The organism is uncultured Oceanisphaera sp. (assembly GCF_947495715.1).
In the GTDB taxonomy this organism is placed as follows: Bacteria; Pseudomonadota; Gammaproteobacteria; order Enterobacterales; family Aeromonadaceae; genus Oceanimonas; species Oceanimonas sediminis.
In genome coordinates, this window is record NZ_CANLZU010000009.1 from 1 (window position 1) to 23251 (window position 23251).

A 23251-nucleotide genomic window follows, 5' to 3' on the forward strand; every position below is an offset into this window, starting at 1 on the left:
CTATAGCTCAGCTGGGAGAGCGCTTGCATGGCATGCAAGAGGTCCGCGGTTCGATCCCGCGTAGCTCCACCACTTATATTGTGGAATCAAAAAAGCCGCTGCAGAAATGCAGCGGCTTTTTTGTGCATTCCGCATACCGACGTTTCGCCTATGGCCTTTTTCGCGTGCTCCACGCACAATTGAACCAAACCCAAACGAGACTTTATTTATGGAGCACTTCGACCATATCTTTCAGCGCGCCTGCGATCGCCACGGCGGAGAGGCGGCGCTGATGCAGCTGATTGCCACCCCCTTGCGCACGCCTGCCGAACTGGCGGCGATTCCCGACGACCGCTGGTTGTCTTCCTTCACCATGAGCCTGTTCCAGTCAGGATTCGTATGGCGCGTAATTCGCAATAAGTGGCCGGAGTTCGAGCGGGCCTTCTTTGGCTTCGATCCGGAAAAAATGCTGCTGCTGGACGAGTATCATCTGGAGCGGCTCAACAACGATGCGGGCATAGTGCGCCACCCCAAAAAGATAGCGACCGTACCGGTCAATGCCCGCATGGTACTGGAGCTGGGTCGGGAGCATGGTGGCTTTGGCGCCTTCGTGGCCCAGTGGCCGACCGATGATCTCACCGGACTCTGGTTGCAAATCAAGCAGCACGGGCAACTGCTGGGGGGCAATATCGCCGCCTATGGTCTGCGACGACTGGGCGTCGATACCTTCGTCTTTACCCATGATGTCAGTGCCTATCTGCGCCATCATCAGGTGATCAGCGCCGGTCTCGGCAGCAAAAAAGGCATGGCCCAGGCCCAGGCGGCCTTCAACGAATGGCGAGAGCAAAGCGGACTCGGTTTCAGTGAAATCAGCAAAACCATCGCCTGCTCCATCGGTTAATGAGCGAGGTGGGGGGTGAGAAACTCATGCACCTGACGGGCGATTAACGGCTGAGCCACCGCCGTGGGGTGTATGCCATCATCCATCATCATGCCGTTTTCACCGATAAGCGGAGACACAAAAAACGGCAACAGCGGGAGTTGATAAGCCTCGGCCAGCTTGCCGAAGATGGACTCGAACTGTTGCAGGTAACGGCGGCCGTAATTGGGCGGCAGTCGAATGTCGGTCAGCACCACCTTGGCCCCGGCCTGGTTTGCCAGTGTGATCAGCGCCTTCAGATTACGTTTAATCAAGGGCGGCGGCAGGCCGCGGAGACCGTCGTTACCGCCCAGCTCCAGCATCACCAGGCTCGGCTTGTGACGCTCAAGCAAGGGGGGCAGTCGTTGCAGCCCGCCCTGGGTGGTGTCGCCGCTGACGCTGGCGTTGATGACCTCAATCTGGCGACCTTCCCGCTGCCATTGTTCGGCCAGCAGGGTTGGCCAGGCCTGCTCGATGCTCATTCGATATCCGGCACTGAGGCTGTCACCCAGAATAAGGACGGTGTTAGCATGGGTAACGGATGACACCAACAGCAGTATCATCAGAAGGAAACGAGGCATGACAACTTCTCCGATTATTCGAGTGGCCGGGCTCAGCCACCAGGTGCGTTTGGGCGACGAATCACTCACCATCCTTGAGGGGATAGAGCTGGAAGTCAAGCCTGGCCAGAGCCTGGCGCTGGTGGGGGCGTCCGGCTCCGGCAAGTCGACCTTGCTCGGTCTGCTGGCGGGGCTGGATCGCGCCACCGAAGGCGACATCGACATCAGCGGTCAGTCGTTGTCGACGCTCGACGAAGAGCAGCGCGCCCGGTTGCGCGGTCGTCATATCGGCTTCGTGTTTCAGTCGTTTTTGCTGTTGCCCACCTTGACCGCACTGGAGAATGTCATGCTGCCCGCCGAGTTGCAGGGCCGTCGCGATGGCGAACAACGGGCCCGGCAGTTGCTGGAGCAGGTCGGACTGCAGGCGCGGATTCGTCATTTTCCCAGTCAGTTGTCCGGTGGCGAGCAGCAGCGGGTGGCCATTGCCCGGGCCTTCATGACCCAGCCGGATATTCTGCTGGCGGACGAGCCGACCGGTAATCTGGATCATCATACCGGCGGCCAGATCATCGAGCTGCTGTTCGAGCTGAATCGAAAACACGGCACCACCCTGGTGATGGTGACGCACGACGAGGCGCTGGCCAGCCGCTGCGAGCGACGTTTGCTGATGACCGCCGGTCGTCTGGAAGAGCAGCATGCGTAGCCTCGGACCGGGATTGATCTGGCGGGAAGCGGGCCGGGGGCCGTTGCGGCTGTTCATGCTGGCGCTGGCGTTGAGTGTGGCCAGCATGCTCAGCGTGACCCTGGTGGCGGATCGGCTGAATCAGGCGATCAAGGTGTCGGGCCGGGATTATATTGCCGCCGATCGCATTCTGTCCGGCAGTCGACCGGCTCCCGAGGCCTGGCTGCTTGAGGCGCAACAACTGGGGCTGGCCATCTCGCGCACCCAGGCGTTCCAGAGCGTGCTCTTTGCCGGCGAGGCGCTGCAGCTGGCCAGCGTGCGGGCGGTGGATGAGGCCTTTCCTTTTTACGGTGATTTGCAGCTGGCGCCGGCGGGGCAAGTTCAACCCGGCACCATCTGGCTGTCGTCCCGGTTGCTGGCGTTGTTGCAGGTGCAGGCGGGAGACCGTATCGAGCTGGGCAATCTCGAACTGCAGGTGGCCGGCGAGCTGGTCAGCGAGCCGGATCAGGGCTTTTCGCCCATGCTGCTGGCGCCGAGGGCGATGATCCATCGGGACGATGTGGCCGCCACCGGCATTCTGATGGCAGGCAGCCGGGTACGTTATCGCTATCTGTTTGCGGGGGCCGAGGCCGATCTGCAGCGCTATGCCGACTGGTTGCAACCCCGCTTGCTGCCGGGCCAGCGCTGGCGCGGGCCGGACAATGCAGACACGCCGGTGGCCCGTTCACTGGTGCGCGCCGAGCAGTTTTTTCGCCTGGCGTCACTCACCGGGGTGCTGCTCGGCATTCTGGCCATGGCCATTGCCATGGGCTATTTTTCGCGCCGCGAGCAGGACCGGATGGCGCTGCTGAAAACTCTGGGGGCGACTCGACGTCAGTTGTTCGGCTGGCTCAGCCGACTGCTGCTGACGCTGCTGGTGCTGGGCGCGGTGATGGGGGCGCTGATCGGTTACGGCCTGCACAAGCTGATTCTGTTGAGCCTGGGCGAGGCGTTGGCCGTGCCCTTGCCGCCGCCCTCGCTGACGCCGTTTGCGGTAGCGGCGGGGCTTGCCCTGCTCACCACCCTGATGTTGTCGGTGGTGCCGATGGCACGCCTGCTCAAGGTACCGCCGCTACGAGTACTGCGCAACGAGGCCGAGGCCCGCATTTCGCCCTGGTGGAGCGCCGGCATTCTGCTGACGGGCACCTTTGTGCTGAGCTGGGTGTTTGCCGGTGATGCCGGCCTGGCCATCGGGCTGCTGCTGGGGCTGGTCACCCTGATGGGGCTGCTGGGCGGATTGTGCTGGCTGTTGCTGGCGCTGGCCCGTCGTCGGCGCGGCAGCGTGGCCTTTCGACTGGCACTGAGCCGGTTGCAACGGGCGCGCATGACCACCCTGGTGCAGTTTGGCGGTGTGGCGCTGGCGCTGTTTCTGGGCACTCTGCTGTGGGTGGTGCGCGGTGAGCTGGTCGACGGTTTTCTGGCCCGGCTGCCACCGGATACGCCGAACCGCTTTCTGATCAACATTGCCACCCACGAGCGGGATCCGCTGCAACAGCGGCTGGATCGGGCCGGACTCGATCGCTCACAGTTCTATCCGATCGTGCGCGGGCGGTTAAGCGCCATCAATGAGCAGCCGGCGGTGGCCGATGTAGACAGTGGTCGCGGTGGTGGCCTGGGCCGGGAGCTGAACCTGACCTATGGCGAGCAATTGCCGGACGGTAACCGCATTCTGCAGGGCGACTGGTCGACCCTGGCCGACAGCGTGTCGGTTGAATCCGGGCTGGCCGAACGGCTGGGGCTGACACTGGGCGACCGTCTTACGCTGGATCTGGCCGGACAGCAGGTTTCGGCCGAGGTGCGTACCATTCGGGAGGTCGACTGGGACAGCATGAAGCCCAATTTCTACCTGATTTTCAGCCCCGATGTACTGGCGGATTACCCGGTGACCTGGCTGGCCAGCTTCTATCTGCCGCCGGCACAGCAGGCATTCGACGTCGAATTGATTCGGGCCTTTCCCACCGTTACCCTGCTGGACGTAGACGCCTTGCTGGAGCAACTGCGCACCGTGCTGGCGCAGGTGGGGCAGGCGTTGCTGGTGATCATGCTGCTGGTTACCGGTGCCAGCCTGCTGGTGCTGTTGGCGCAGATGGAAACCACCCTGGAGAGCCGGCGACGCGAGCTGGTGTTGCTGCGTACCCTGGGGGCCGGAGAGCGGCTGATCTCGGCGTCGTTACGCTGGGAATGGCTGGCGGCCGGTCTGGTTTCGGGGCTGGCGGCCGCGTTGGCGGTAGAGCTGTGTGTGGCTATCTTGCTGCCCTGGTGGCTGGGACTGCCATGGCAGCCGCATCCGCACATCTGGATCGGACTGCCGTTGCTGGGCGCCGGGCTCTTGCTGTTGACCGGACGAGCCGGTGGTGTGACTCGCGGCACCCTGATGGCGCGCCTGCGCCAGTGGGGCTAGGCGAGTTCAGCGGCTCTGGGGTGTATTCAGGGTTTCTTTCAGCGCCTTGTCGAGGGTCGGGTAGCGAAAATGGAATCCGGCCTGTTGCAGGCGAACCGGCATCACCCGCTGGCCGGTCAGCAGCAGATCGGCCATTTCGCCGAACAGCAATTTCATGGCCCAGGCGGGAATACGGGCAAAATGCGGCTTGCTCAGCACTCGAGCCAGAGTGCGGCTGAAATGCTCGTTGGTCATCGGCTCGGGGGCGGTGGCATTGAAGGGGCCGCTGCAGGCGTCGTGCTCCAGTAAAAACAGGATAAGATTGACTACATCCTCGATGTGAATCCACGACATATACTGCTTGCCGGAGCCGATGGGGCCGCCCATGCCAATGCGATAACCGGGCAGCATTTTCTTCAGGGCGCCGCCTTCGGCGCCCAGCACCACTCCCAGACGAATACGACAGACGCGGGTTTGCTCGCTTTCTGCCGCCTGTGCCAGTTGTTCCCACTGGGCGCAGACCTCATGACTGAACTCCTTGTGCGGGCGGGAGTCTTCATCCACCAGCGCATCGCCCTGGCGGCCATAAAAGCCGACCGCCGAGCCGCTGATCAGCACCTTGGGCGGCTGCTGGCCGGCCTTGAGTTTTTCCACCAGCTGTTGGGTAATTTGCCAACGGCTCTGGCAGATGCGCTCTTTCTGGGTCTGGGTCCAGCGCTTATCGGCGATGGGTTCACCGGCGAGGTTAATCACCGCATCAAACCGATCCAGGTTTTCGAGCTGCTCCAGCGAGGGCAGAGCCTCGATATCGTGTCCCAGGCGCTGATAAACCTTGTTCGGGGTACGACTCAGAACGGTCACCTGATGATGTGGCCGCAGGTGGCTCATCAGGCGTTGGCCGATAAAGCCGGTACCACCGGTAAGCAATATATTCATGATTCCTTCCTCCGTCTTGAGCCAGGTGTTCGCCCCATTGGACGATAATACATCATCAGAATAACAGAGACTTACGGATATAACGCGGGAGGATTGGGGGAGCGGGAAGGGAAAAAGACGGAAAAGAAGCCGGGGTTATCCACATAAACTGTGAGTAAGTCTGTAGATTACCCCGGGCAGTATCTCTAGTTTGTTGATATTACATCAAAAAACAGATCGAACAGGGATCCGGCAGGATCAGGACAGCGCCGCGATGGCCGCGTCGTAGGCTGGCTCGTCAGTCAGCTCGGCAACGCGCTCGCCGTAAACCACCTGACCTTGCTCATCAATGCACACCACGGCACGGGCAGACAGACCACGCAGGGCACCATCGCTCAGGGCCACGCCATAGGCATTGAGGAATTCGGTATGACGGAAAGCGGAAGCCACGTCTACATTTTCGATGCCTTCGGCGGCACAGAAACGGCCAAACGCGAACGGCAGATCCATGGAAACACACAGTACCTTGGTGTTGCTCAGGGCGGCGGCTTTTTCATTGAAGGTGCGCACGCTGGTGGCACACACGCCGGTATCTACGCTGGGGAAGATGTTGAGCAGCAATTTCTGGCCCTTGAAATCAGCCAGGCGGATATCGTTGAGGTCGGCACCGGTCAGGGTGAAATCGGGTGCGGCCTGGCCGGCCTTTGGAAACTGACCGGAAACGGCGACGGAATTACCCTGAAAAGTCACTGTAGACATGATTTATCTCCTTGTGTGAAAGGGGCTAAGTTACCAGTTTTCACCATAAGGAAAAGGTTTTTATTTTTGTGCGGCAAGCTTGTTGGTTAAGGTATAGCCAAAAAAACGCCGCACCTCATATGCCGTGAATGCACAACATATGAGGAGCGGACGGAGTTTGAGAAATGTCTGTCGTCATTCCCGCAGATGACCTACCCAGAGCGATGGCGAGCGGTTTCAGCCCTTGGCTTTGCTGGCCAGCTGGGCGGACTGAATGGCGGTGAGGGCGATGGTATAGACGATGTCGTCCACCAGGGCGCCGCGCGACAGATCGTTCACCGGCTTGCGCATGCCCTGCAGCATGGGGCCGATAGACACCAGCTGGGCCGAGCGCTGCACCGCCTTGTAGGTGGTGTTGCCGGTGTTCAGATCCGGAAAGATGAACACCGTCGCCTTGCCCGCCACCGGCGAGTTGGGCGCCTTGGACTTGGCCACGTTTTCCATGATGGCGGCGTCGTATTGCAGCGGGCCGTCAATCACCAGATCCGGGCGTTTCTCCTGGGCGAGGCGGGTGGCTTCACGCACCTTGTCCACATCGGCACCGGTGCCGGAGGTGCCGGTAGAGTAGGAGATCATCGCCACTCGCGGCTCTATGCCGAAGGCCAGCGCCGACTCGGCCGACTGAATGGCGATTTCCGCCAGTTGCTCGGCGCTGGGATCCGGGTTGATGGCGCAGTCGCCATACACCAGCACCTGATCCGGCAGCAGCATGAAGAATACCGACGACACCAGCGACGAGCCGGGCGCGGTCTTGATGATTTGCAGCGGCGGCCGTATGGTATTGGCGGTGGTATTGATGGCGCCGGATACCAGGCCGTCCACCTCGTCGCGTTCCAGCATCATGGTGCCCAGTACCACGTTGTCTTCCAGCTGCTCCCGGGCCACCACCTCGGTAATGCCCTTGGCCTTGCGCAGCTCGACCAGCCGCTCTACATAATGTTCGCGCACCACGGCCGGGTCGATAATGTCTACCCTCTCATCCAGCACCACCCCCTGCTGGGCGGCGACGCGCTGGATCTCTTCCGGATTGCCGAGCAGTACCGGGCGGGCGATACCCCGTTCGGCACAGATCACCGCCGCCTTGATGGTGCGCGGCTCTTCGCCTTCCGGCAGCACGATGCGCTTGGCGGCACGGCGCGCAAGCTCGGTCAGCTGATAGCGAAATGCCGGTGGGCTCAGGCGACGGCTGCGGGTTGACTTGGCACTCAAGGATTCAATCCAATGCTTGTCGATATGGCTGGCCATGTAATCCTGCACCCGTTCGATACGGCCCAGATCGTCCACCGGAATTTCCAGATTGAAATGCTGCAGGCTGACGGCGGTTTGCCAGGTGTTGGTATTGACCATCAGGACCGGCAGGCCGGATTCGATGGCGCGCTGACACAGATCCATGATCTGGGGCTCGGGATGATAGCCGCCATTGAGCAGCAGGGCGCCGATCTTGACCCCGTTCATCGCCGCCAGACATACCGAGACAATCACGTCCGAGCGATCGCCCGAGGCCACCAGCAAGCTGCCGGGCTTGAAGTGCTGCACCATGTTGTGCAGGGCACGGGCACAGAAGGTGACGCTCTGTAACCGGCGGCTGTGGAGTTTGCCTTCGTTGAGAATGGTGGCATTGAGGTGGCGTGCCAGATCCACCGCCCGCGGTGCCACCAGGCTGGTATTCCAGGGAATACAGCCCAGAATGCGCAACGGCGTCTTGCCGAACACCTGCAGTACTTCCAGGTTGGGAATGTACTGGGTATTGCTGTTGTTGGGATTGAACATCTCGGTGAGATCGGGGCGGGTATTGCCCTGCTCATCCATGGGGGCGCCCACCTTGTTGATGATGCAGCCGACGATGCGTTTGTTGAGCATGCCGCCGAAACTGGAGCAGGCCAGTTCGATGCGCTCTTTCAGTTGCTGGCTGGTGTCGTTGCCCGGCTGGGTGATAAACACCATGTCCGCATCCAGCGCCTTGGCCACATCGTAATTGATGCGATTGGCAAAGGGCTGTTTGTCGGTGGGGATCAGGCCTTCCACCACCACCACTTCGGCACCGCTGTCCGCGACGTGCTTTTCAACCCGGGCAACAATTTCTTCCAGCAGTACGTCCAGGTTGCCACGGGAGATCATGCTTTCGGCATAGGTCAGCGCAAAGGGCTCCGGCGGCGTGATGTTGGAGCCGTTGGCGATCACCGCCGTGGAGTGATCCTGAATCTTGCTGCGCTGGCGCGGCTGGGACACCGGCTTGAAAAAAGTGACGTTAACCCCGTTGCGCTCCATGGCGCGGACCATGCCGAGGCTGACCGAGGTGGCACCGACACCGCCGCTGACGGGAATGAGCATTATGGTTCTGGCCATGAGACCCTCTTATTGTTGAGCGGAACGTGAAGGAGCGGAAAGTGCCAGCGCGTCACGGGCAATCACCCATTCCTCGTTGGTCGGTATCACCCAGGCGGGGGTGCTTTGTGCGGTGGTAATGCATCCGGCGTTGCCGAAGCGGGCGGCCAGATTGGCTTCTGGGTCCAGCGTCACGCCCAGCAGGCCGAGCTTGGCCAGGGTCAGCTCCCGCACCATGGCGGAGTTTTCGCCGATGCCGCCGGTAAAGACGATGGCATCCAGACGACCATCCAGCGCGCAGCCATAGCCGGCAATATATTTGGCCAGCCGATAGCAGAAAATATCCAGCGCCCGTTTGGCGGCAGGCAACTGATGATAGTTGTCTTCGGCAAAGCGGCAGTCGCTGCTTTGCTCGGTCAGGCCCAGCAGACCGGACTCCTTGGTCAGCATGGTATTGATGCGGTCGGTGCTGTAGCCCAGGGTGTCGTGCAGGTGAAAGATGATGGCCGGATCGATATCACCGCTGCGGGTACCCATGACCAGGCCTTCGAGCGGGGTCAGCCCCATGGAGGTATCGACCGATTCGCCGTTCTTGATGGCACACACAGAAGCGCCGTTGCCCAGGTGGCAACTGATGATGTTCAGCTCGTTCATCGGCTTGTTGAGCCGGGCGGCGGTCTGCTGGGCAATGAAATAATGGCTGGTACCGTGCATGCCATAGCGTCGAATCGCGTGGTCGCGATACAGATGATAGGGAATGGCATAGAGGTAAGCCGACTCGGGCATCGACTGGTGGTAGGCGGTGTCGAACACCGCCACCTGGGGCAGTTCGGGAAAAGACTGGCGCGCCGAGGCAATGCCGACCAGGTGAGCCGGGTTGTGCAGCGGGGCCAGGCTGGCGCAGTCTTCGATACCCCGGATCACCGACTCGTCGATCAATACCGATTGGGTGAAGTGTTCTCCGCCGTGTACCACTCTGTGCCCGACGGCACACAAATGGGTCATCAGCTCCGGATTGGGCTTCAGCAGTTGCTCGACAATAAAGTCCAGCGCCTGTTGGTGGGCGCCACCGGCCCCCAGCGAGGCACTGCCTTTTTCACCGTTCAGGTTCCATTTGATACGGGTGTCGGGAAGGTAAAAGCATTCGGCCAGGCCGGACAGCTTTTCCTGGCCGTTTTCGGCGTTGAGGATGGCAAACTTGAGCGATGAACTGCCGCAGTTAAGCACGAGTACCAGCTTGCTAGTCATTGATAAACCTTGTCGTCAGGGCTACGAAAATGTGTTGTCCCAAATCGGTGATCGGACAATAAATGTCGGTTGAACTCAATCCTTAAAGCGTTGATTGCCCTTCCTGTCGGAAGCCGCATCTTCGCCATCCCTGACGGACCCGGTCATGCCGGATTAAATGAAGGCGGGATAATACCGCTCTCCTGTCGTAAAATAACAGAATCATAGTTCGATTTTTTGACCTGCGTCCATTAATGACCACTTACCTGTAAAGTGGCGTCCCGTCTGGAGGAACCATGGGCACTTTTACCTCGACCCTGCACCGCGGCAACGATTACCTCGGTGTCTGGCCACAAGAACGACAGCTGGCGGCCCTGTTTCCCGAATACCGGGTGATATCGGCGACTCGGCTGGGGCTTCGCGCCATGCCGGCCCTGATTGTCCTGAGCCTGCTGATCCAGTTTCAGCTTGGTCATCCCCAATACTGGCCCGGCGTGGTTGCTTCGGCGCTGTTTCTGGCCAGCCTGCCGGTACAGGGGCTGTACTGGCTGGGCAAGCGGGCCGACACCCGGCTGCCGCCGACGCTGGTGAACTGGTATCGGCAGCTGTATGCAAAAATTGCCGCCGCCGGTGTGCCCATTCAGGAGCCGGTGGCCCGGCCCCGTTATTTCGAGCTGGGCGAAACCCTCACCCTGGCATTCAAGCAGCTGGACAAGTCGTTTATCCGCGATCTCTGATGCCGCTCGTTACAGGTGCAAGATCAACCACAGGCTCAACAGTGACACCAGGGCGGCAAAGCCGTAACAGGCCACCTTGCCGGCCCGCCCCAAGCGCAGTTTGAGATCCTGGGTGCCGTGATGAAGGCGATGCATGGCATGCCACAGCGGCAATATGATGGAGCCGAGTATCAACAGGGCACCCACCCAGCTGCCGGCAAAGGCATGCACACGCTCGTAGTTCAGGTAGTCTGGGCTGAGCAGGCCCAGCGGCACCAGCACACCGAGCAACAGCACCGTAATCGGGGTCATCATGGCAAACCAGCTGCCACCGGCGCCGAACAGACTCCACCATATCGGCTCTTCCGAACGAGGTGGATGACGATCAATGGTTTTCATATGCCCTCCCAGAACACAAAACCCAGCAAACAGAACAGGCTGATGCCGAGGGTGATGGCCCACTGTGCCGCCGCCACCTGCATGGCCGGCAGCCGTTGGCCCCGCACCTTGACCGGCATGACCCGGGGCATCATCAAAAAGAAGGTAGCGGCATGAAACAGGCTGCCGGCCAGTGCCAGCAGGTTCAGCCCAATCACCAGTGGCTGGGCCATAAAGTCCAGCCAGCCGGCCCAGGCCGCAGGCCCGCGTGTCAGCGCCCACAGTCCGGCCAGCAGGCAGAGCGAGAAAAAGGTCAGCGGCAGCACGGTGGCTTCTCGCAGCATATAGCGTCGGTAGGGCGCTTTTTTCAGCCACCAGCCGGCGGTGACCGGTCGAATATAGGGTTTTCGTGCGCTCATCTGTCCCCCTTGACGTGTCGCAGGGCGGCCAGCAGATAGCTGGCGCCGGAGTCGATCTTGCTCTGGTTGACGGCGGCGGCCGGATCCACCTCTTTCGGGCAGACGTCGGAACAATAACCAACGAAGGTGCAGCCCCAGGCGCCGTCTTTGCCGTTAATCAGCGCCATGCGCTCTTCCTTGCCCTGATCCCGGCTGTCCAGATTGTAGCGCCGGGCCAGGGTAATGGCGGCGGGACCAAGAAACGCGGGGTTGAGCCCCACCTGGGGGCAGGCGGCATAACAGAGGCCGCAGTTGATGCACTGGGAAAAGCCATGATAGGCGTCCATCTGGGCCGGGGTCTGCCGGTTGGGGCCCTGCTCCACGGTTCTGTCATTGCCGATGATATAGGGTTTGACCGCCTCGATACGCTCGACGAAGGGCACCATGTCCACCACCAGATCCTTTTCAATCGGGTAGTTCTCCAGTGGCGCTATGTGCAGTTCGTCGTAGTCCCGCAGAAAGGTCTTGCAGCCAAGTTTGGGCTCGCCGTTGACCATGAAGCCGCAAGAGCCGCAAATGGCCATGCGGCAGGACCAGCGAAAGCTGAGGCTGGGATCGACCTGGTCCTTGATGCCGTTCAGTGCATCCAGCACCGAGGTGGTGTCGTTCCAGGGCACCTCGTAATGTTCGGGATGCGGGGCCTCGTCCTGCTCCGGGTTATAGCGCAGTATGGTGATGCGTTTCTTCTGGCTCATGGGTGTTGTTCTCCCTGTTCGCCGGCGGCGCCGTAGGCACGGTTGGCGGGGGCCGAGCGGGTAATGGTGACCGCGCTGTATCGAATCTCGGGGGCGGCGCCTTCACGGTAACAGGCCAGGCTGTGTTTGAGGTAGTTGGTGTCATCCCGCTGCCGGCAGCCTTCATCCAGCCGCTGGTGGGCCCCGCGAGACTCCCGGCGTTGAATGGCGCTGTGGGCCATGGCCTCGGCCACATCCAGGCTGTAGCCGAGTTCGATGGCACCGAGTACATCGGTATTGAACACCCGCCCGGTGTCGTGAATGCGAATGTGGCGATAGCGCTGTTTCAGCTCGGCAATCTTGTCGATGGTGGCCTGCATTAATTCTTCGCGCCGGTAGATGCCGCAGCCGGCTTCCATGGTCTGCCCCAGCTCGTCGCGCAGTTGGGCCCAGTTTTCCTCTCCGCGGCGGCTGCGGATTTGTTCGAGCCAGCCTTGAATGCGCTGCAGGCCGGGTTCCAGGACGGCGGCGTCCACTTCCGGACGTTCGCGGGCGATACGGGCGGCGCTTTCACCGGCCCGGCGGCCACACACCAGCAGCTCGGCCAGGGAGTTGGAGCCCAGCCGGTTGGCGCCGTGCAGGCCGCTGGAGGCACACTCGCCGATGGCGAACAGCCCGCCGATGCAGGTTTGCCCCTGCTTATCCACTTCTATGCCGCCCATGGTGTAATGAGCGGTAGGGCGAATGGGAATCGGCTCTTTCACCGGATCCACGTTGACGTAGGCCTTGGCCAGTTCGCAGATAAAGGGCAGTCGCTCCTTGATTTTCTGCTCACCCAGGTGGCGCAGGTCCAGATGCACCACTTCGCCCAGCGGGTGGCTGATGGTGTTGCCTTTTTGCAGCTCATGCCAGAACGCCTGCGATACCCGATCGCGCGGGCCCAGCTCCATGTATTTGTTGCGCGGCTCGCCGAGTGGTGTGGCCGGCCCCAGGCCGTAGTCCTGCAGATAACGCTCGCCGTGGCGGTTGAGCAGAATGCCGCCTTCGCCGCGGCATCCTTCGGTCATCAGAATGCCCGATCCGGGCAGGCCGGTGGGATGATACTGCACGAATTCCATGTCCCGCAGCGGCACACCGTGGCGATAGGCCATGGCCATGCCATCACCGGTGACGATGCCGCCGTTGGTGTTGTAGCGAAACACCCGGGCGGCGCCGCCGGTGGCCAGGATCACCGCCCTGGCGTGAATCTGTACCAGTTCGCCGTCGGCGATGTTCAGTGCCACCAGCCCCTGAACGCGACCGTTATCGACCAGCAAATCGAGCACGAAATATTCGTCGAAGCGTTGGATCTGCGGGTAGCGGGTCGAGGTCTGAAACAGGGTATGCAGCAGGTGAAAGCCGGTTTTGTCGGCGGCAAACCAGGTGCGTTCGGTTTTCATGCCGCCGAAGCGGCGCACATTGATGCCGCCGTCTTGCCGACGGCTCCAGGGGCAGCCCCATAGTTCCATCTGGATCATCTCGCGCGGGCACTCGGCGACAAAGCGCTCCACCACATCCTGCTCGCACAGCCAGTCACCGCCGGACACGGTATCGTTGAAATGCTGCTCCAGGCTGTCTTCATCCTTGATCACCGCAGCCGCACCGCCTTCGGCGGCCACCGTGTGGGAGCGCATCGGGTAGACCTTGGACAGCAACGCCACCTGCAGTGTGGGATCTGCCTCGGCGGCGGCAATGGCGGCACGCAGTCCGGCGCCACCGGCACCGATAACGGCGATATCCAGCGATAGGGTGTGCACGGTCATCTCCTGAGGTAAGCACTATGGGGCTTCACCTTAGCTTCTATTGGAGCCGATGGCGTTGATATGCATCATAAAGCGATAAACATTGGCGCTGTTTGAAGCCTTTTTTGTCAGGCGCGTTACGGCCATGCCGCAAGCTTGCAAAAATCGCCGGCATTGGCGAGTCTGAGTCCTCTGTCTGTTATTACTGGTGAGTCACATGAACTTCTTGTCCCAGGCCATTGCGGCGCAACCCGAGCCGGACTGGTCGCAACTGCATGCGTTACCCATTATGGAAAACGATGAACCCCTGGTACCGCTGGGGCTGGTTGCTTCGCCGCTGCGGGTTTATCCGGCCTATTTTCATCTGGGGGTACCGGACGCACTGAGCGACTGTTACGTGCGCCGGTCGGTGCTGTCGCGCCTGCAAAAGGCGGCCCGGTTGCTGCCGGCCGGCATCGAGCTGGTGGTACTGGACGGCTGGCGCCCGTTCACGGTGCAGCAATATCTGTTTGATACCTTGTCTACGGCCATGCGGCTGCATCATGCCGGTGACAGTGCTGCCGAACTGCTGGCGCGTATTCGGCATTTCGTGGCGCCGCCCAGCCGCGAGCCCGAGGCTCCCAGCCCGCACCTGACCGGCGGCTCGGTCGATGTCACCCTGTGTGACGGCGAGGGCAACTGGCTCGATATGGGCACCGAGTTCGACGATATCAGCCCCTGGTCTTACAGCGCCGCCTTCGAAGCCATCGGCAAGCCCTCTCCCCGAGAGGGCGACGTGATCGAAAACCGTCGTCTGCTGCACAGCGTGATGACCCACGCCGGTTTTACCAACCTGGCCAGTGAATGGTGGCATTTCGATTACGGCAATCAGTCCTGGGCCTGGCACAGCCAGGCCGACGCGGCGTTGTTTGGAGCCACATCATGGGAAGCGCTGGGGCAACGCTGGTTGCGGCAGGTGGCGAACTTTGTGCAATGAACACCAGAACCAGAACCAGAACCGAACATTCGTTGGGCCCCACCGGGCTCTTGAGGTGATCCTGTGACGGTCTACCAGCCGTAACCGGCCGTTTACGGCGCGATTTGTCTCGCTCATGTCGATGGCCGACTTCCGCTATTCAGTTTGTAACGGTGTGATAAATATCACGTTTACGAATATTTTATTCGCACGAATTAACGAACTTTTTTACGTATTTTTAAATAAAAATGCGTTTCAGGTGCTAAGGTTCGCGACCTGATTTTCTCGCTTGTCATGTTTTAACAACGGCTTACGTCCTGCCGGGCGCCTCGGCATCACAGGGGCGTGGTAATTCGAATGATATGTTATTCAGATGATCCAATAGTGTTGCCGTAAGGATTAATAATTCTAATGAAATGTGTGGCTTGTGTTAATGACGATAGCGGAGTATTTTTCTCCACACTTAACGGTTGAGCATTGTTTAATCGTTAATCAATAGCCCATAGAGGGAATGTTCTGCTGATGCAGGGTGGTTTAATCAGAACAAAGGACGTTATATGAGTGACCTGGTTAATGGCATAAATAGTTATATATGGAGCTTACCCCTGATTTATCTGTGTCTGGGGGTGGGCTTGTACTTCTCGCTGCGTACCCGCTTTTTGCAGATCCGTCATATCAAGGAAATGGTGCGGCTGATGTTCAAGGGTGAAGCCTCGCCCGCGGGTATCACTTCCTTCCAGGCGCTGACATTGTCACTGTCTGGCCGGGTAGGTACCGGTAATATCGCCGGTGTGGCGACCGCCATCACCTTCGGTGGCCCCGGCGCCGTGTTCTGGATGTGGATGGTGGCCTTTCTGGGTGCCGGTACCGCCTTCGTGGAATCGACCCTGGCACAGATCTACAAGGAAAAAGACGACAACGGCCTCTATCGCGGTGGCCCGGCCTACTACATAGAAAAAGGCCTGGGCATGAAGTGGTATGCCTGGATCTTTGCTATCGCGACCATTATCGGCTGCGGTCTGCTGTTGCCGGGTGTTCAGGCCAACAGCATCGCCTCCGGTATCGAGAATGCCTTCGGTATTTCCACCTCTGTGTCTGCCGCCGTGGTGGTGGTGCTGCTGGGGCTGATCATCTTCGGTGGCGTCAAGCGTATTGCCCACTTCACCCAGATAGTGGTGCCCTTCATGGCGCTGGGTTACATACTGGTGGCCTTCGTGATCATCATCATGCACATCGAGATGCTGCCTGACGTGGTCGGTCTTATCGTCGGCAGTGCCTTCGGTATGGAAGCCGGCTTCGGCGCCATTCTGGGTCTGGCCATCGAGTGGGGTGTGAAGCGCGGCATCTACTCCAACGAGGCCGGTCAGGGTACGGGTCCGCATCCTGCGGCGGCGGCCGAGGTGTCTCATCCGGCCAAGCAGGGTCTGGTGCAGGGCTTCTCCGTGTACGTGGATACGTTGTTCGTCTGTACCGCCACCGCCTTCATGATCATCATTACCGGTGCCTATAACGTCATGGGCAAAGCGGGTGAAGTCATCGTCGAGCAACTGCCCGGCGTGTCGGCCGGCCCGGGTTATACCCAGGCGGCGGTAGAGTCGGTTATGCCCGGCTTTGGTGGTACCTTCGTGGCGGTGGCGCTGTTCTTCTTCGCCTTCACCACCATTCTTGCCTACTACTACATTGCCGAAACCAACGTGGCCTACATCAACCGTCATATACATAGGCCCTGGATGATCTTCGTACTCAAGATCGCCCTGATGGCATCCGTGGTATACGGTGCGGTTAAAACGGCCGAGCTGGCCTGGGGTCTGGGCGATATCGGCGTAGGTATGATGGCCTGGTTGAACATCGTCGCCATTCTGCTGCTGCAAAAGCCGGCGCTGATCGCCCTGAAAGACTATGAGGCACAGAAAGCCCAGGGGCTGGATCCGACTTTCGATCCGATCAAACTGGGTATCAAGAACGCCGATATCTGGGTCAAGGACAAGAACAAGAAAGCCAAAACCGGCACCATTGCCGATGAGGTATTGAACGACGCCGAGGCAGAACGCGGTTAAGCGTACTGAATCGAATTGCTGAAAAGGCCGGGCGTATCGCCCGGCCTTTTTTATTCTGGTCCCGCGGCCCCGATGGGACTGGCTCCATGTTGACAGCCGGGTTGCACCTATACTCGATAATCGATAACGTTTTGATAACGGCAATAAAATTTGCCAATTCACCTGTTAAGGAGACGCCCGATGGACAGTTCAAATTCTCTGTGGCAAACCGGCTGGTACTGCGATGGCCAGTGGCACACCGGCGAGCGCCATTACGAGGTTTATAATCCTGCCAGCGGCGACTTGCTGGCGAAGGTAGCAAGGTGTGGCAGCGAAGAGACACAAACCGCCATTGCCGCCGCCGAACGGGCGTTTGACAGCTGGCGCCATACCCGGCCCAAGGAGCGGGGTGCCATATTGCGCCGCTGGTATGAACTGATGCTGGAACATCAGGATGAACTGGCCACGCTGATGGTGCTGGAGCAGGGCAAACCGCTGGCCGAAGCCAGGGGCGAGGTAGCCTATGCCGCCAGCTTTCTCGAATGGTTTGCCGAAGAGGCCAAGCGCGCCTACGGCGAGACCATTCCCAGCCCCAAGGCGGAAAACCGGCTCTGGGTGGTGAAGCAGCCGGTAGGGGTGGTGGCCGCCATCACCCCCTGGAATTTCCCCATCGCCATGCTGACCCGCAAGGTGGGTCCGGCCATCGCCGCCGGTTGTACCGCCGTGGTCAAGGCCTCGGAAGAAACGCCGCTGTGCGCCAATGCGCTGGCGGTGCTGGCCGAGCGGGCGGGCATGCCGCCGGGCGTGCTCAACCTGGTGTCCGGCGATGCTCCGGCCATCGGTGATGCCATGATGAGCAGTTCCGTGGTGCGCAAGCTGTCCTTTACCGGATCGACCCGGGTCGGCAAGTTGCTGATGAGCAAGGCCGCCGATACCGTGAAGAAGCTGTCGCTGGAGCTGGGCGGCAATGCGCCCTTCATCGTGTTCGATGATGCGGATCTGGATGCCGCCGTGGCCGGTGCCATGGCCTCCAAGTTTCGCAATACCGGACAGACCTGTGTCTGTGTCAACCGCTTCTTCGTGCAGGACGGCATTTACGATACCTTCGTGCAGAAACTGGCCGCCGCCGCCAGTGCCTTGAGCGTGGCCGACGGCCTGACGCCGGGTGCCCAGCAGGGGCCGCTGATCAACCAGGCGGCACTGGAAAAAGTGGAGTGTCATGTGAGTGATGCCATCGACAAGGGGGGACGGCTGATCTGTGGTGGCCAGCCACACGATCTGGGCGGCACCTTCTATCAGCCCACCGTGATTGCCGAGGCCGGTGAGGGAATGCAGCTGGCGCAGGAAGAAACCTTCGGCCCGGTGGCGGCCTGTTTCCGTTTTCACGACGAGGAAGAGGTCATTCGGCGGGCCAATGACACCCCCTTCGGCCTGGCCGCCTATTTCTATACCCGGGATTTGAACCGGGTGTTCCGGGTGTCGGAGGCGCTGGAGTCGGGTATGGTCGGGGTGAACGAAGGCATGATCTCCAACGAGGTTGCGCCCTTCGGCGGGGTCAAGGAGTCGGGGCTGGGTCGTGAAGGTGCCCGCATCGGGCTGGAAGAGTTTCTCGAAACCAAGTACGTCAATCTGGGCAATTTGACCGGCTGATCACCGGTTTTCGGGCAAAAAAAGGGCGCGGAACTCCGCGCCCTTTTTTGTTTTATCGCGACACTATTATACCAATCCCACTAAACAAGTGATCTATTTCATTTTCGTATATAAAGTCGAACAAAGGGCCCGCTCCGCCGACTCGCCGTAGACCCATCCCTGGGGGCTCAGCCGCGCCATCCGTGACGCGGATGGTCGGCTGAGCAAATCCCTTTGTCCTCCTGGATGCAGCAAAGTCGCCTGTTGGTGCTGCCTTCGGGCAACTCGGTGTTCAAAAAGAGGCAACAGAGAACGGCTCCCACGACCGTGAAATGCCATGGACGGCATTTCCGAGCCCCCACGGATGGGTTCATGGCGTGTCGTGGGAGGCGGCTGTGTTGCCTCTGATCTGAGGCCTTAATATGATCAGATCATTACTGGACTTGGTATTACTGGCTCAGCAGGGCTTCCATTGCCGCTTCGGCCTGCTCGCCACTCAGGGTGTCGAGGGCGGTCTTGGCCTTGGCGCTGGCTTGTGGCTCTGTGGTGGCAGCCGTTGGCGGTGTTGCCGCCTGTTTGGCGGTTTCCAGCGCCCTGATTTTGGCCTGAGCCGCTTTCAGTTGTGCCTGAGCGGCCTGCAATTCGTCTTGTGCCGACTTGGCCGCTCCCGATGTGGCATCGGGCGCTATTTTGGTCACGGCCGGCAAGGGAAGGGCGGGGGCTTTGGCGGCGGTAGCCAGCGAGATCGCCGGCGCTGTGCCATCATCCTGGCCCAGCCAGCTCTGCATGGCCTGGGGCCATACCGCGGCCTTGCCGGTATGAGACTCGGTAAACACCTTGGTCTGCTCGCCGTTATTGAGCAATGCCGCCATCTGGTTGGTTTGAGAGTTCCACACCAGGCTGGCGCGCTCCGACCCCTGTTGCGGATCATAGCGAGAAGCCAGATAAAACAGCGGGCCTTCCTGTTGCAGTTCGCTGGCGGTGCGCAGCAGCTTGACCGTGGTGTCGTAGTTGGGACCGAGCAGGCCGGTCATTCGGGTCTTGATCAGCGGTTGTTCCAACAGGTTGTTGCTGTTGGGATCCAGCCCGACCATGGGCTTGAGCAGGGCCCACATTAACTGGCCCTGGCCCATGGCCAGCAGGGGGGCAACACAACCGCTCAGCAGCAGGGTAAGTGCGGCCACTTTCAATAAGGGGTACAGACGCATCTGAGAATCCATTTTAGATAATAAAAACAAGGGTTTACCTAAACGAGTCCAGGCTTGGATCTGGCTGCAAGATAAGGTGCGCGCAAGGTATCACAAATCGGTGAAAAAGCAGCCAAGGACACGAAAATAATTCGGCTCATTTTGGCGCTGTTCTTGATGACAACAGCGGGACTCATCATCGCATCATCCCCCGGTTCACCACAGGGTTGCGCCTTCATGAGCCCCCGGCTTCGGGCTTGAATATGCGCGGACAGCGGGCATGATTTTGACGACACTTTCTGGCACTCTGGCCTTTTTTTAATGGAAACAAGCGATGAGCACAGTAGTAAGAATGGCCCTGTTGATGTTGAGCCTGATGCTGGCCGGCTGTACCGACTCGACGTCGCGAGAGATCCATCTGCTGAGCGGCGCCAGTCCCGCCGAACTGGCCCGCAATCATCTGGCCGGGGCCGTGCTGGAACAGCAGGGGTTTACCGTGACCGTAGAAGAAGCCCGGCTGGGGCAAATCTGGCAGCGGCTGTGGGCCGGAAAGGCCGACGCCAGTCTGTCGGTGTGGCTGCCGGAGGCATCGGCGCCCTTTGTGGAACGCTTTTTCGAGCGGCTGGACGATCTGGGACCCAGAGACGGCGTGCTGGCGAGTGAGGCTGAGCACTGGCCGGCCCAGGACAGGCCCCATATTCTGGTGCGGCGCAGCCTGGAGCAGGATGCCCCAGAAGCCTTTGCTACCCTGATGGTGCTGCGCTGGCAGTCGAAGGATCTGGAACAGATCATTGCCAACTGGCAGCAAGGCGGTGACTGGCAACAGGCGGCCAGCCGCTGGCTGGAAGCCCACCCCGTCGAGCCGAACCCTGCACCCTAGCCTTTATTCGCGCCCCAAGCCGAGCAGATGAGAGAGGACAGTCTTTTCCCCGGCCTTTATAATGGGGTCACATTTCGTAACAGGGACAGACCATAATGACGACGCTTGGAACGCCTCTTTCGGCGACGGCAACCCGCGTATTGATGTGCGGCGGCGGTGAGCTGGGTAAAGAAGTGGTAATTGAACTGCAGCGCCTGGGTGTGGAGGTGATCGTGGTGGATCGCTATGCCAACTCGCCGGCCATGCAGGTGGCGCATCGTTCCCATGTGATCTCCATGCTGGACGGTGCGGCACTGAGGGCGGTGATCGAGCAGGAGCAGCCGCACCTGATCGTGCCCGAGATCGAAGCCATTGCCACCGACACCCTGGCCGAGCTGGAGCAGGAAGGCTTTACCGTCATTCCTACCGCCCGCGCCACCCAGCTGACCATGAACCGCGAAGGCATTCGCCGTCTGGCCGCTGAAGAACTGGGCCTTGAGACCTCGCCCTACCGCTTTGCCGGTACTCTGGACGAGTTCAAGGCGGCGGTGGCCGAGATTGGTCTGCCCTGTGTGGTGAAGCCTGTCATGAGCTCATCCGGCAAGGGCCAGAGCACCCTGCGCCAGGAAAGTGACATTGAAGCCGCCTGGCAGTATGCCCAGGAAGGCGGCCGGGCCGGCGGTGGCCGGGTGATCGTCGAAGGCTTTGTCGACTTCGACTATGAAATCACCCTGCTGACCGTGCGCCATGCCAATGGCACCAGCTTCTGTGACCCCATCGGTCACCACCAGGAAGACGGCGATTACCGTACTTCCTGGCAGCCGCAGGCCATGAGTGCGGCTGCATTGGCCGCGTCACAACGGGTCGCCGAGCAGGTGACCGGTGCCCTCGGCGGTTACGGCGTGTTTGGTGTGGAGCTGTTTATTCGTGGTGATGAGGTGCTGTTCAGTGAAGTGTCGCCCCGGCCGCACGACACCGGCCTGGTGACCCTGATTTCGCAGAACCTGTCCGAGTTTGCCCTGCATGCCCGTGCCATTCTGGGCCTGCCCATTCCGCTGATTCGCCAGTATGGCCCCGCCGCCTCGGCGGTGATCCTGCCCGAAGGCCTGTCCTGCCAGACCCGCTTCGGTGGTTTGAACCAGGCGCTGGCCGAGCCGGATACCGAACTGCGTCTGTTCGGCAAGCCGGAGATTAACGGCCGCCGCCGCATGGGCGTGGCCCTGGCACTGGCAAACAGCATAGAGGCCGCCAAAACCAAGGCCAGCGAGTGTGCCGCCAAGGTCAGCGTCGAGTTTTAAGTCGATTTTTTACTGCCCCCCGGTATTCAGCATCAGGCGCCCGTTACGGGCGCTTTTTTATTGTGGTACAGGGAGTGGCGGCTGGGTGAGCCGATAGGGCCGTGATTTACCAGGTACTTGGTGTCTAGGGTTGGCTTTGCCGTGGGTTGCGAGTAATAAACTGAATCGCCTCAGGGCTGAGCTCCCATACTGGTTCGCCGTGGATGAGCGTTATTTTGAGCGGGATTTCATGCCACTGTTCCCGGTATAGAATATGGGCGGTGCCACTATGGCCACCCAACCAATTTCTAGACACTTCAACCTTATCCACACTCAACTCCTGAGGTTGCAGGTTAAACTCCGAGTCTAATGCCCTTTGCAGCGAGGCTTTCACTGAGTGTGCAATCTCGGTGGTGGGTTTGCCACAGGCCACCAGCAGCGCCATTGCCATGATCCCTGTTATCGCGGTCAGCAGACGTTTCATTATGTTTATGTTCTCCTCAAATATGGCAAAGCGGCGGATAAAAGCGCTCCCCGGGCAGAACGCGTTGGCTTGTTATTCGCCGGTATCTTGTTGCCGGGGCGCTTGCCCGTAGGGCTGGGGGCTCTGCTCAAGGTCATGGTTAGCCGTAGGGAAGGTGGCGTACAAAAATACCGCCAGCCATAAAAATGCCCCTATTCTCAACCAGTTCGAATAGCCTTTACGCAGCGTAAACCAGGCAAAAATAATCGGTAACATTACGATGCCGGCGCCGAGATAATGGCCCACTTTGCGTTGTTGTTGTTGTTGTTTTTGTTTTTGTTTTTGTTTTTGTTTTTGTGGCGTATCCGGTTCGGAAATAGAGGCGGCATAACGTGTTTCTATAAACGCCCGCAAACAGATCACTTGATCAACAATGGCCTGATGCGCCAATGGCTCAGGATTGTCTACTGCTATCCAGTGTTCAATCTCGGCCTTGGTACGCGCAAAATAAGCGACAAAGTCAGGGTAATGCTCATGGTCGGCAAACAGCGTATTAATATCCGTTTTATCTGCTGTCAGCTGCTGAACATCATGGCCATTCACTGCAACAAAGACCGCCACCGCAGCATTCAGATCGGTTTGCACCTGTTCCAGAAAACTCAGGAAGCCCGGCGATTGCAGCTTTTTGTTCTGGCTGTTTGTTTTATCGATATCGAGCCGGGTGTCGATGCCGATGAGGGGGCCGATGGCCGGCTTTTCATCCTGGGGGTTGTGTTCGGTGCTTGGCATATGAATCTCTGTATTAAGTGACCGCGTTGTACAGGGCTTATTTTTCAGCTGCAGCATAATAGCAAACGGATGGCATAACAGAGTCGTTTTGTTGCCGGTAAAGGGCGGAGGAGGGGGTAGTCTCTTGTTGGCTAATGGCACTCATCCTGCCAGCCTTACCCAATACTTGACTCTCGCCGTAGAGCGCTACATGGTGCGCTACATTAATAAAAAAGGCATTAACCC

General features: G+C 59.9%; 21 protein-coding genes. 9 read left to right on the plus strand and 12 right to left on the minus strand.

The genetic code is table 11. The features are described 5' to 3' along the window. Window positions 1–208: 208 nt before the first annotated feature. A complete protein-coding gene (locus Q0753_RS06925; RefSeq protein ID WP_298718863.1) occupies window positions 209–880 on the plus strand; it encodes a DNA-3-methyladenine glycosylase I in 672 nt (223 codons plus the stop codon). On the opposite strand, the gene Q0753_RS06930 is transcribed toward Q0753_RS06925, so the two are convergent. Next, window positions 877–1479, minus strand: coding sequence for an arylesterase (locus Q0753_RS06930; protein ID WP_298718865.1), 603 nt, complete (start codon window positions 1477–1479; stop codon window positions 877–879). The genes Q0753_RS06925 and Q0753_RS06930 overlap by 4 nt on opposite strands. Between Q0753_RS06930 and Q0753_RS06935 the strand changes: the two genes are divergently transcribed. Both Q0753_RS06935 and Q0753_RS06940 read left to right on the plus strand, forming a co-directional pair. Continuing rightward, window positions 1478–2161 (plus strand): ABC transporter ATP-binding protein, encoded by a 684-nt coding sequence (locus Q0753_RS06935; RefSeq protein WP_298718869.1) that lies wholly within the window; start codon window positions 1478–1480, stop codon window positions 2159–2161. The genes Q0753_RS06930 and Q0753_RS06935 overlap by 2 nt on opposite strands. Further along, a complete protein-coding gene (locus tag Q0753_RS06940) occupies window positions 2154–4580 on the plus strand; it encodes an FtsX-like permease family protein (protein ID WP_298718870.1) in 2427 nt (808 codons plus the stop codon). Before Q0753_RS06935 ends, Q0753_RS06940 begins: the two co-directional genes overlap by 8 nt. A gap of 6 nt (window positions 4581–4586) precedes the next feature. Here Q0753_RS06940 and Q0753_RS06945 read toward each other — a convergent pair whose 3' ends face one another. The 4 genes from Q0753_RS06945 to Q0753_RS06960 all read right to left on the minus strand — a co-directional run bounded on the left by Q0753_RS06945 (window position 4587) and on the right by Q0753_RS06960 (window position 9845). Then, on the minus strand, window positions 4587–5495 hold the full coding sequence (locus Q0753_RS06945; RefSeq protein WP_298718872.1) for a TIGR01777 family oxidoreductase: 909 nt from the start codon (window positions 5493–5495) through the stop codon (window positions 4587–4589). Between the two features lie 237 nt (window positions 5496–5732). Beyond that, window positions 5733–6233: a thiol peroxidase gene (gene tpx / locus Q0753_RS06950; protein WP_367179496.1), complete on the minus strand. Its 501-nt coding sequence runs from the start codon at window positions 6231–6233 to the stop codon at window positions 5733–5735. A gap of 216 nt (window positions 6234–6449) precedes the next feature. Continuing rightward, window positions 6450–8618, minus strand: coding sequence for a phosphate acetyltransferase (pta, locus tag Q0753_RS06955; RefSeq protein ID WP_298718874.1), 2169 nt, complete (start codon window positions 8616–8618; stop codon window positions 6450–6452). 9 nt (window positions 8619–8627) lie between these two features. Further along, the gene (locus Q0753_RS06960) at window positions 8628–9845 is read right to left on the minus strand and encodes an acetate kinase (protein WP_298718876.1); all 1218 of its coding nucleotides are present in this window, start codon (window positions 9843–9845) and stop codon (window positions 8628–8630) included. A 275-nt stretch (window positions 9846–10120) separates the two neighbouring features. On the opposite strand from Q0753_RS06960, the gene yfbV reads away from it, so the two are divergent. Continuing rightward, window positions 10121–10561, plus strand: coding sequence for a terminus macrodomain insulation protein YfbV (gene yfbV / locus Q0753_RS06965; RefSeq protein WP_298718878.1), 441 nt, complete (start codon window positions 10121–10123; stop codon window positions 10559–10561). Between the two features lie 9 nt (window positions 10562–10570). On the opposite strand, the gene frdD is transcribed toward yfbV, so the two are convergent. From frdD to frdA, 4 genes are read right to left on the minus strand one after another with little or no spacing between them, the layout of a single operon-like run. Next, window positions 10571–10939 carry a fumarate reductase subunit FrdD gene (frdD, locus tag Q0753_RS06970; RefSeq protein WP_298718879.1) on the minus strand — a complete coding sequence of 123 codons (369 nt, stop codon included), beginning with the start codon at window positions 10937–10939 and terminating at the stop codon, window positions 10571–10573. Beyond that, window positions 10936–11337 (minus strand): fumarate reductase subunit C, encoded by a 402-nt coding sequence (locus Q0753_RS06975; RefSeq protein WP_298718881.1) that lies wholly within the window; start codon window positions 11335–11337, stop codon window positions 10936–10938. The genes frdD and Q0753_RS06975 overlap by 4 nt, the downstream gene beginning before the upstream one ends. Then, entirely contained in the window at window positions 11334–12071 is a 738-nt protein-coding gene (locus Q0753_RS06980; RefSeq protein ID WP_298718883.1) for a succinate dehydrogenase/fumarate reductase iron-sulfur subunit, read from the minus strand. The genes Q0753_RS06975 and Q0753_RS06980 overlap by 4 nt, the downstream gene beginning before the upstream one ends. Then, window positions 12068–13846, minus strand: coding sequence for a fumarate reductase (quinol) flavoprotein subunit (frdA, locus tag Q0753_RS06985; RefSeq protein ID WP_298718885.1), 1779 nt, complete (start codon window positions 13844–13846; stop codon window positions 12068–12070). The genes Q0753_RS06980 and frdA overlap by 4 nt, the downstream gene beginning before the upstream one ends. A 202-nt stretch (window positions 13847–14048) precedes the next feature. Here frdA and Q0753_RS06990 point away from each other — a divergent pair, with 202 nt between their 5' ends. The 3 genes from Q0753_RS06990 (at window position 14049) to Q0753_RS07000 (ending at window position 18472) form a co-directional block, all read left to right on the plus strand. Then, on the plus strand, window positions 14049–14807 hold the full coding sequence (locus tag Q0753_RS06990; RefSeq protein ID WP_298718887.1) for a M15 family metallopeptidase: 759 nt from the start codon (window positions 14049–14051) through the stop codon (window positions 14805–14807). A gap of 536 nt (window positions 14808–15343) precedes the next feature. After that, window positions 15344–16843, plus strand: coding sequence for a sodium:alanine symporter family protein (locus Q0753_RS06995; protein ID WP_298718889.1), 1500 nt, complete (start codon window positions 15344–15346; stop codon window positions 16841–16843). Window positions 16844–17023: 180 nt separating this feature from the next. Continuing rightward, window positions 17024–18472 carry an NAD-dependent succinate-semialdehyde dehydrogenase gene (locus tag Q0753_RS07000; RefSeq protein ID WP_298718892.1) on the plus strand — a complete coding sequence of 483 codons (1449 nt, stop codon included), beginning with the start codon at window positions 17024–17026 and terminating at the stop codon, window positions 18470–18472. Between the two features lie 428 nt (window positions 18473–18900). Here Q0753_RS07000 and Q0753_RS07005 read toward each other — a convergent pair whose 3' ends face one another. Beyond that, complete coding sequence (locus Q0753_RS07005) at window positions 18901–19659, minus strand: hypothetical protein (protein WP_298718894.1); 759 nt, start codon at window positions 19657–19659, stop codon at window positions 18901–18903. 313 nt (window positions 19660–19972) lie between these two features. Between Q0753_RS07005 and Q0753_RS07010 the strand changes: the two genes are divergently transcribed. Both Q0753_RS07010 and purT read left to right on the plus strand, forming a co-directional pair. Then, window positions 19973–20518 carry a glycine betaine ABC transporter substrate-binding protein gene (locus Q0753_RS07010; RefSeq protein WP_298718896.1) on the plus strand — a complete coding sequence of 182 codons (546 nt, stop codon included), beginning with the start codon at window positions 19973–19975 and terminating at the stop codon, window positions 20516–20518. A 95-nt stretch (window positions 20519–20613) separates the two neighbouring features. Further along, window positions 20614–21795 (plus strand): formate-dependent phosphoribosylglycinamide formyltransferase, encoded by a 1182-nt coding sequence (gene purT, locus Q0753_RS07015; RefSeq protein WP_298718898.1) that lies wholly within the window; start codon window positions 20614–20616, stop codon window positions 21793–21795. A gap of 124 nt (window positions 21796–21919) precedes the next feature. On the opposite strand, the gene Q0753_RS07020 is transcribed toward purT, so the two are convergent. Continuing rightward, window positions 21920–22258 (minus strand): hypothetical protein, encoded by a 339-nt coding sequence (locus tag Q0753_RS07020; RefSeq protein ID WP_298718899.1) that lies wholly within the window; start codon window positions 22256–22258, stop codon window positions 21920–21922. 72 nt (window positions 22259–22330) lie between these two features. Beyond that, a complete protein-coding gene (locus Q0753_RS07025; protein ID WP_298718902.1) occupies window positions 22331–23026 on the minus strand; it encodes a hypothetical protein in 696 nt (231 codons plus the stop codon). Window positions 23027–23251 lie beyond the last annotated feature (225 nt).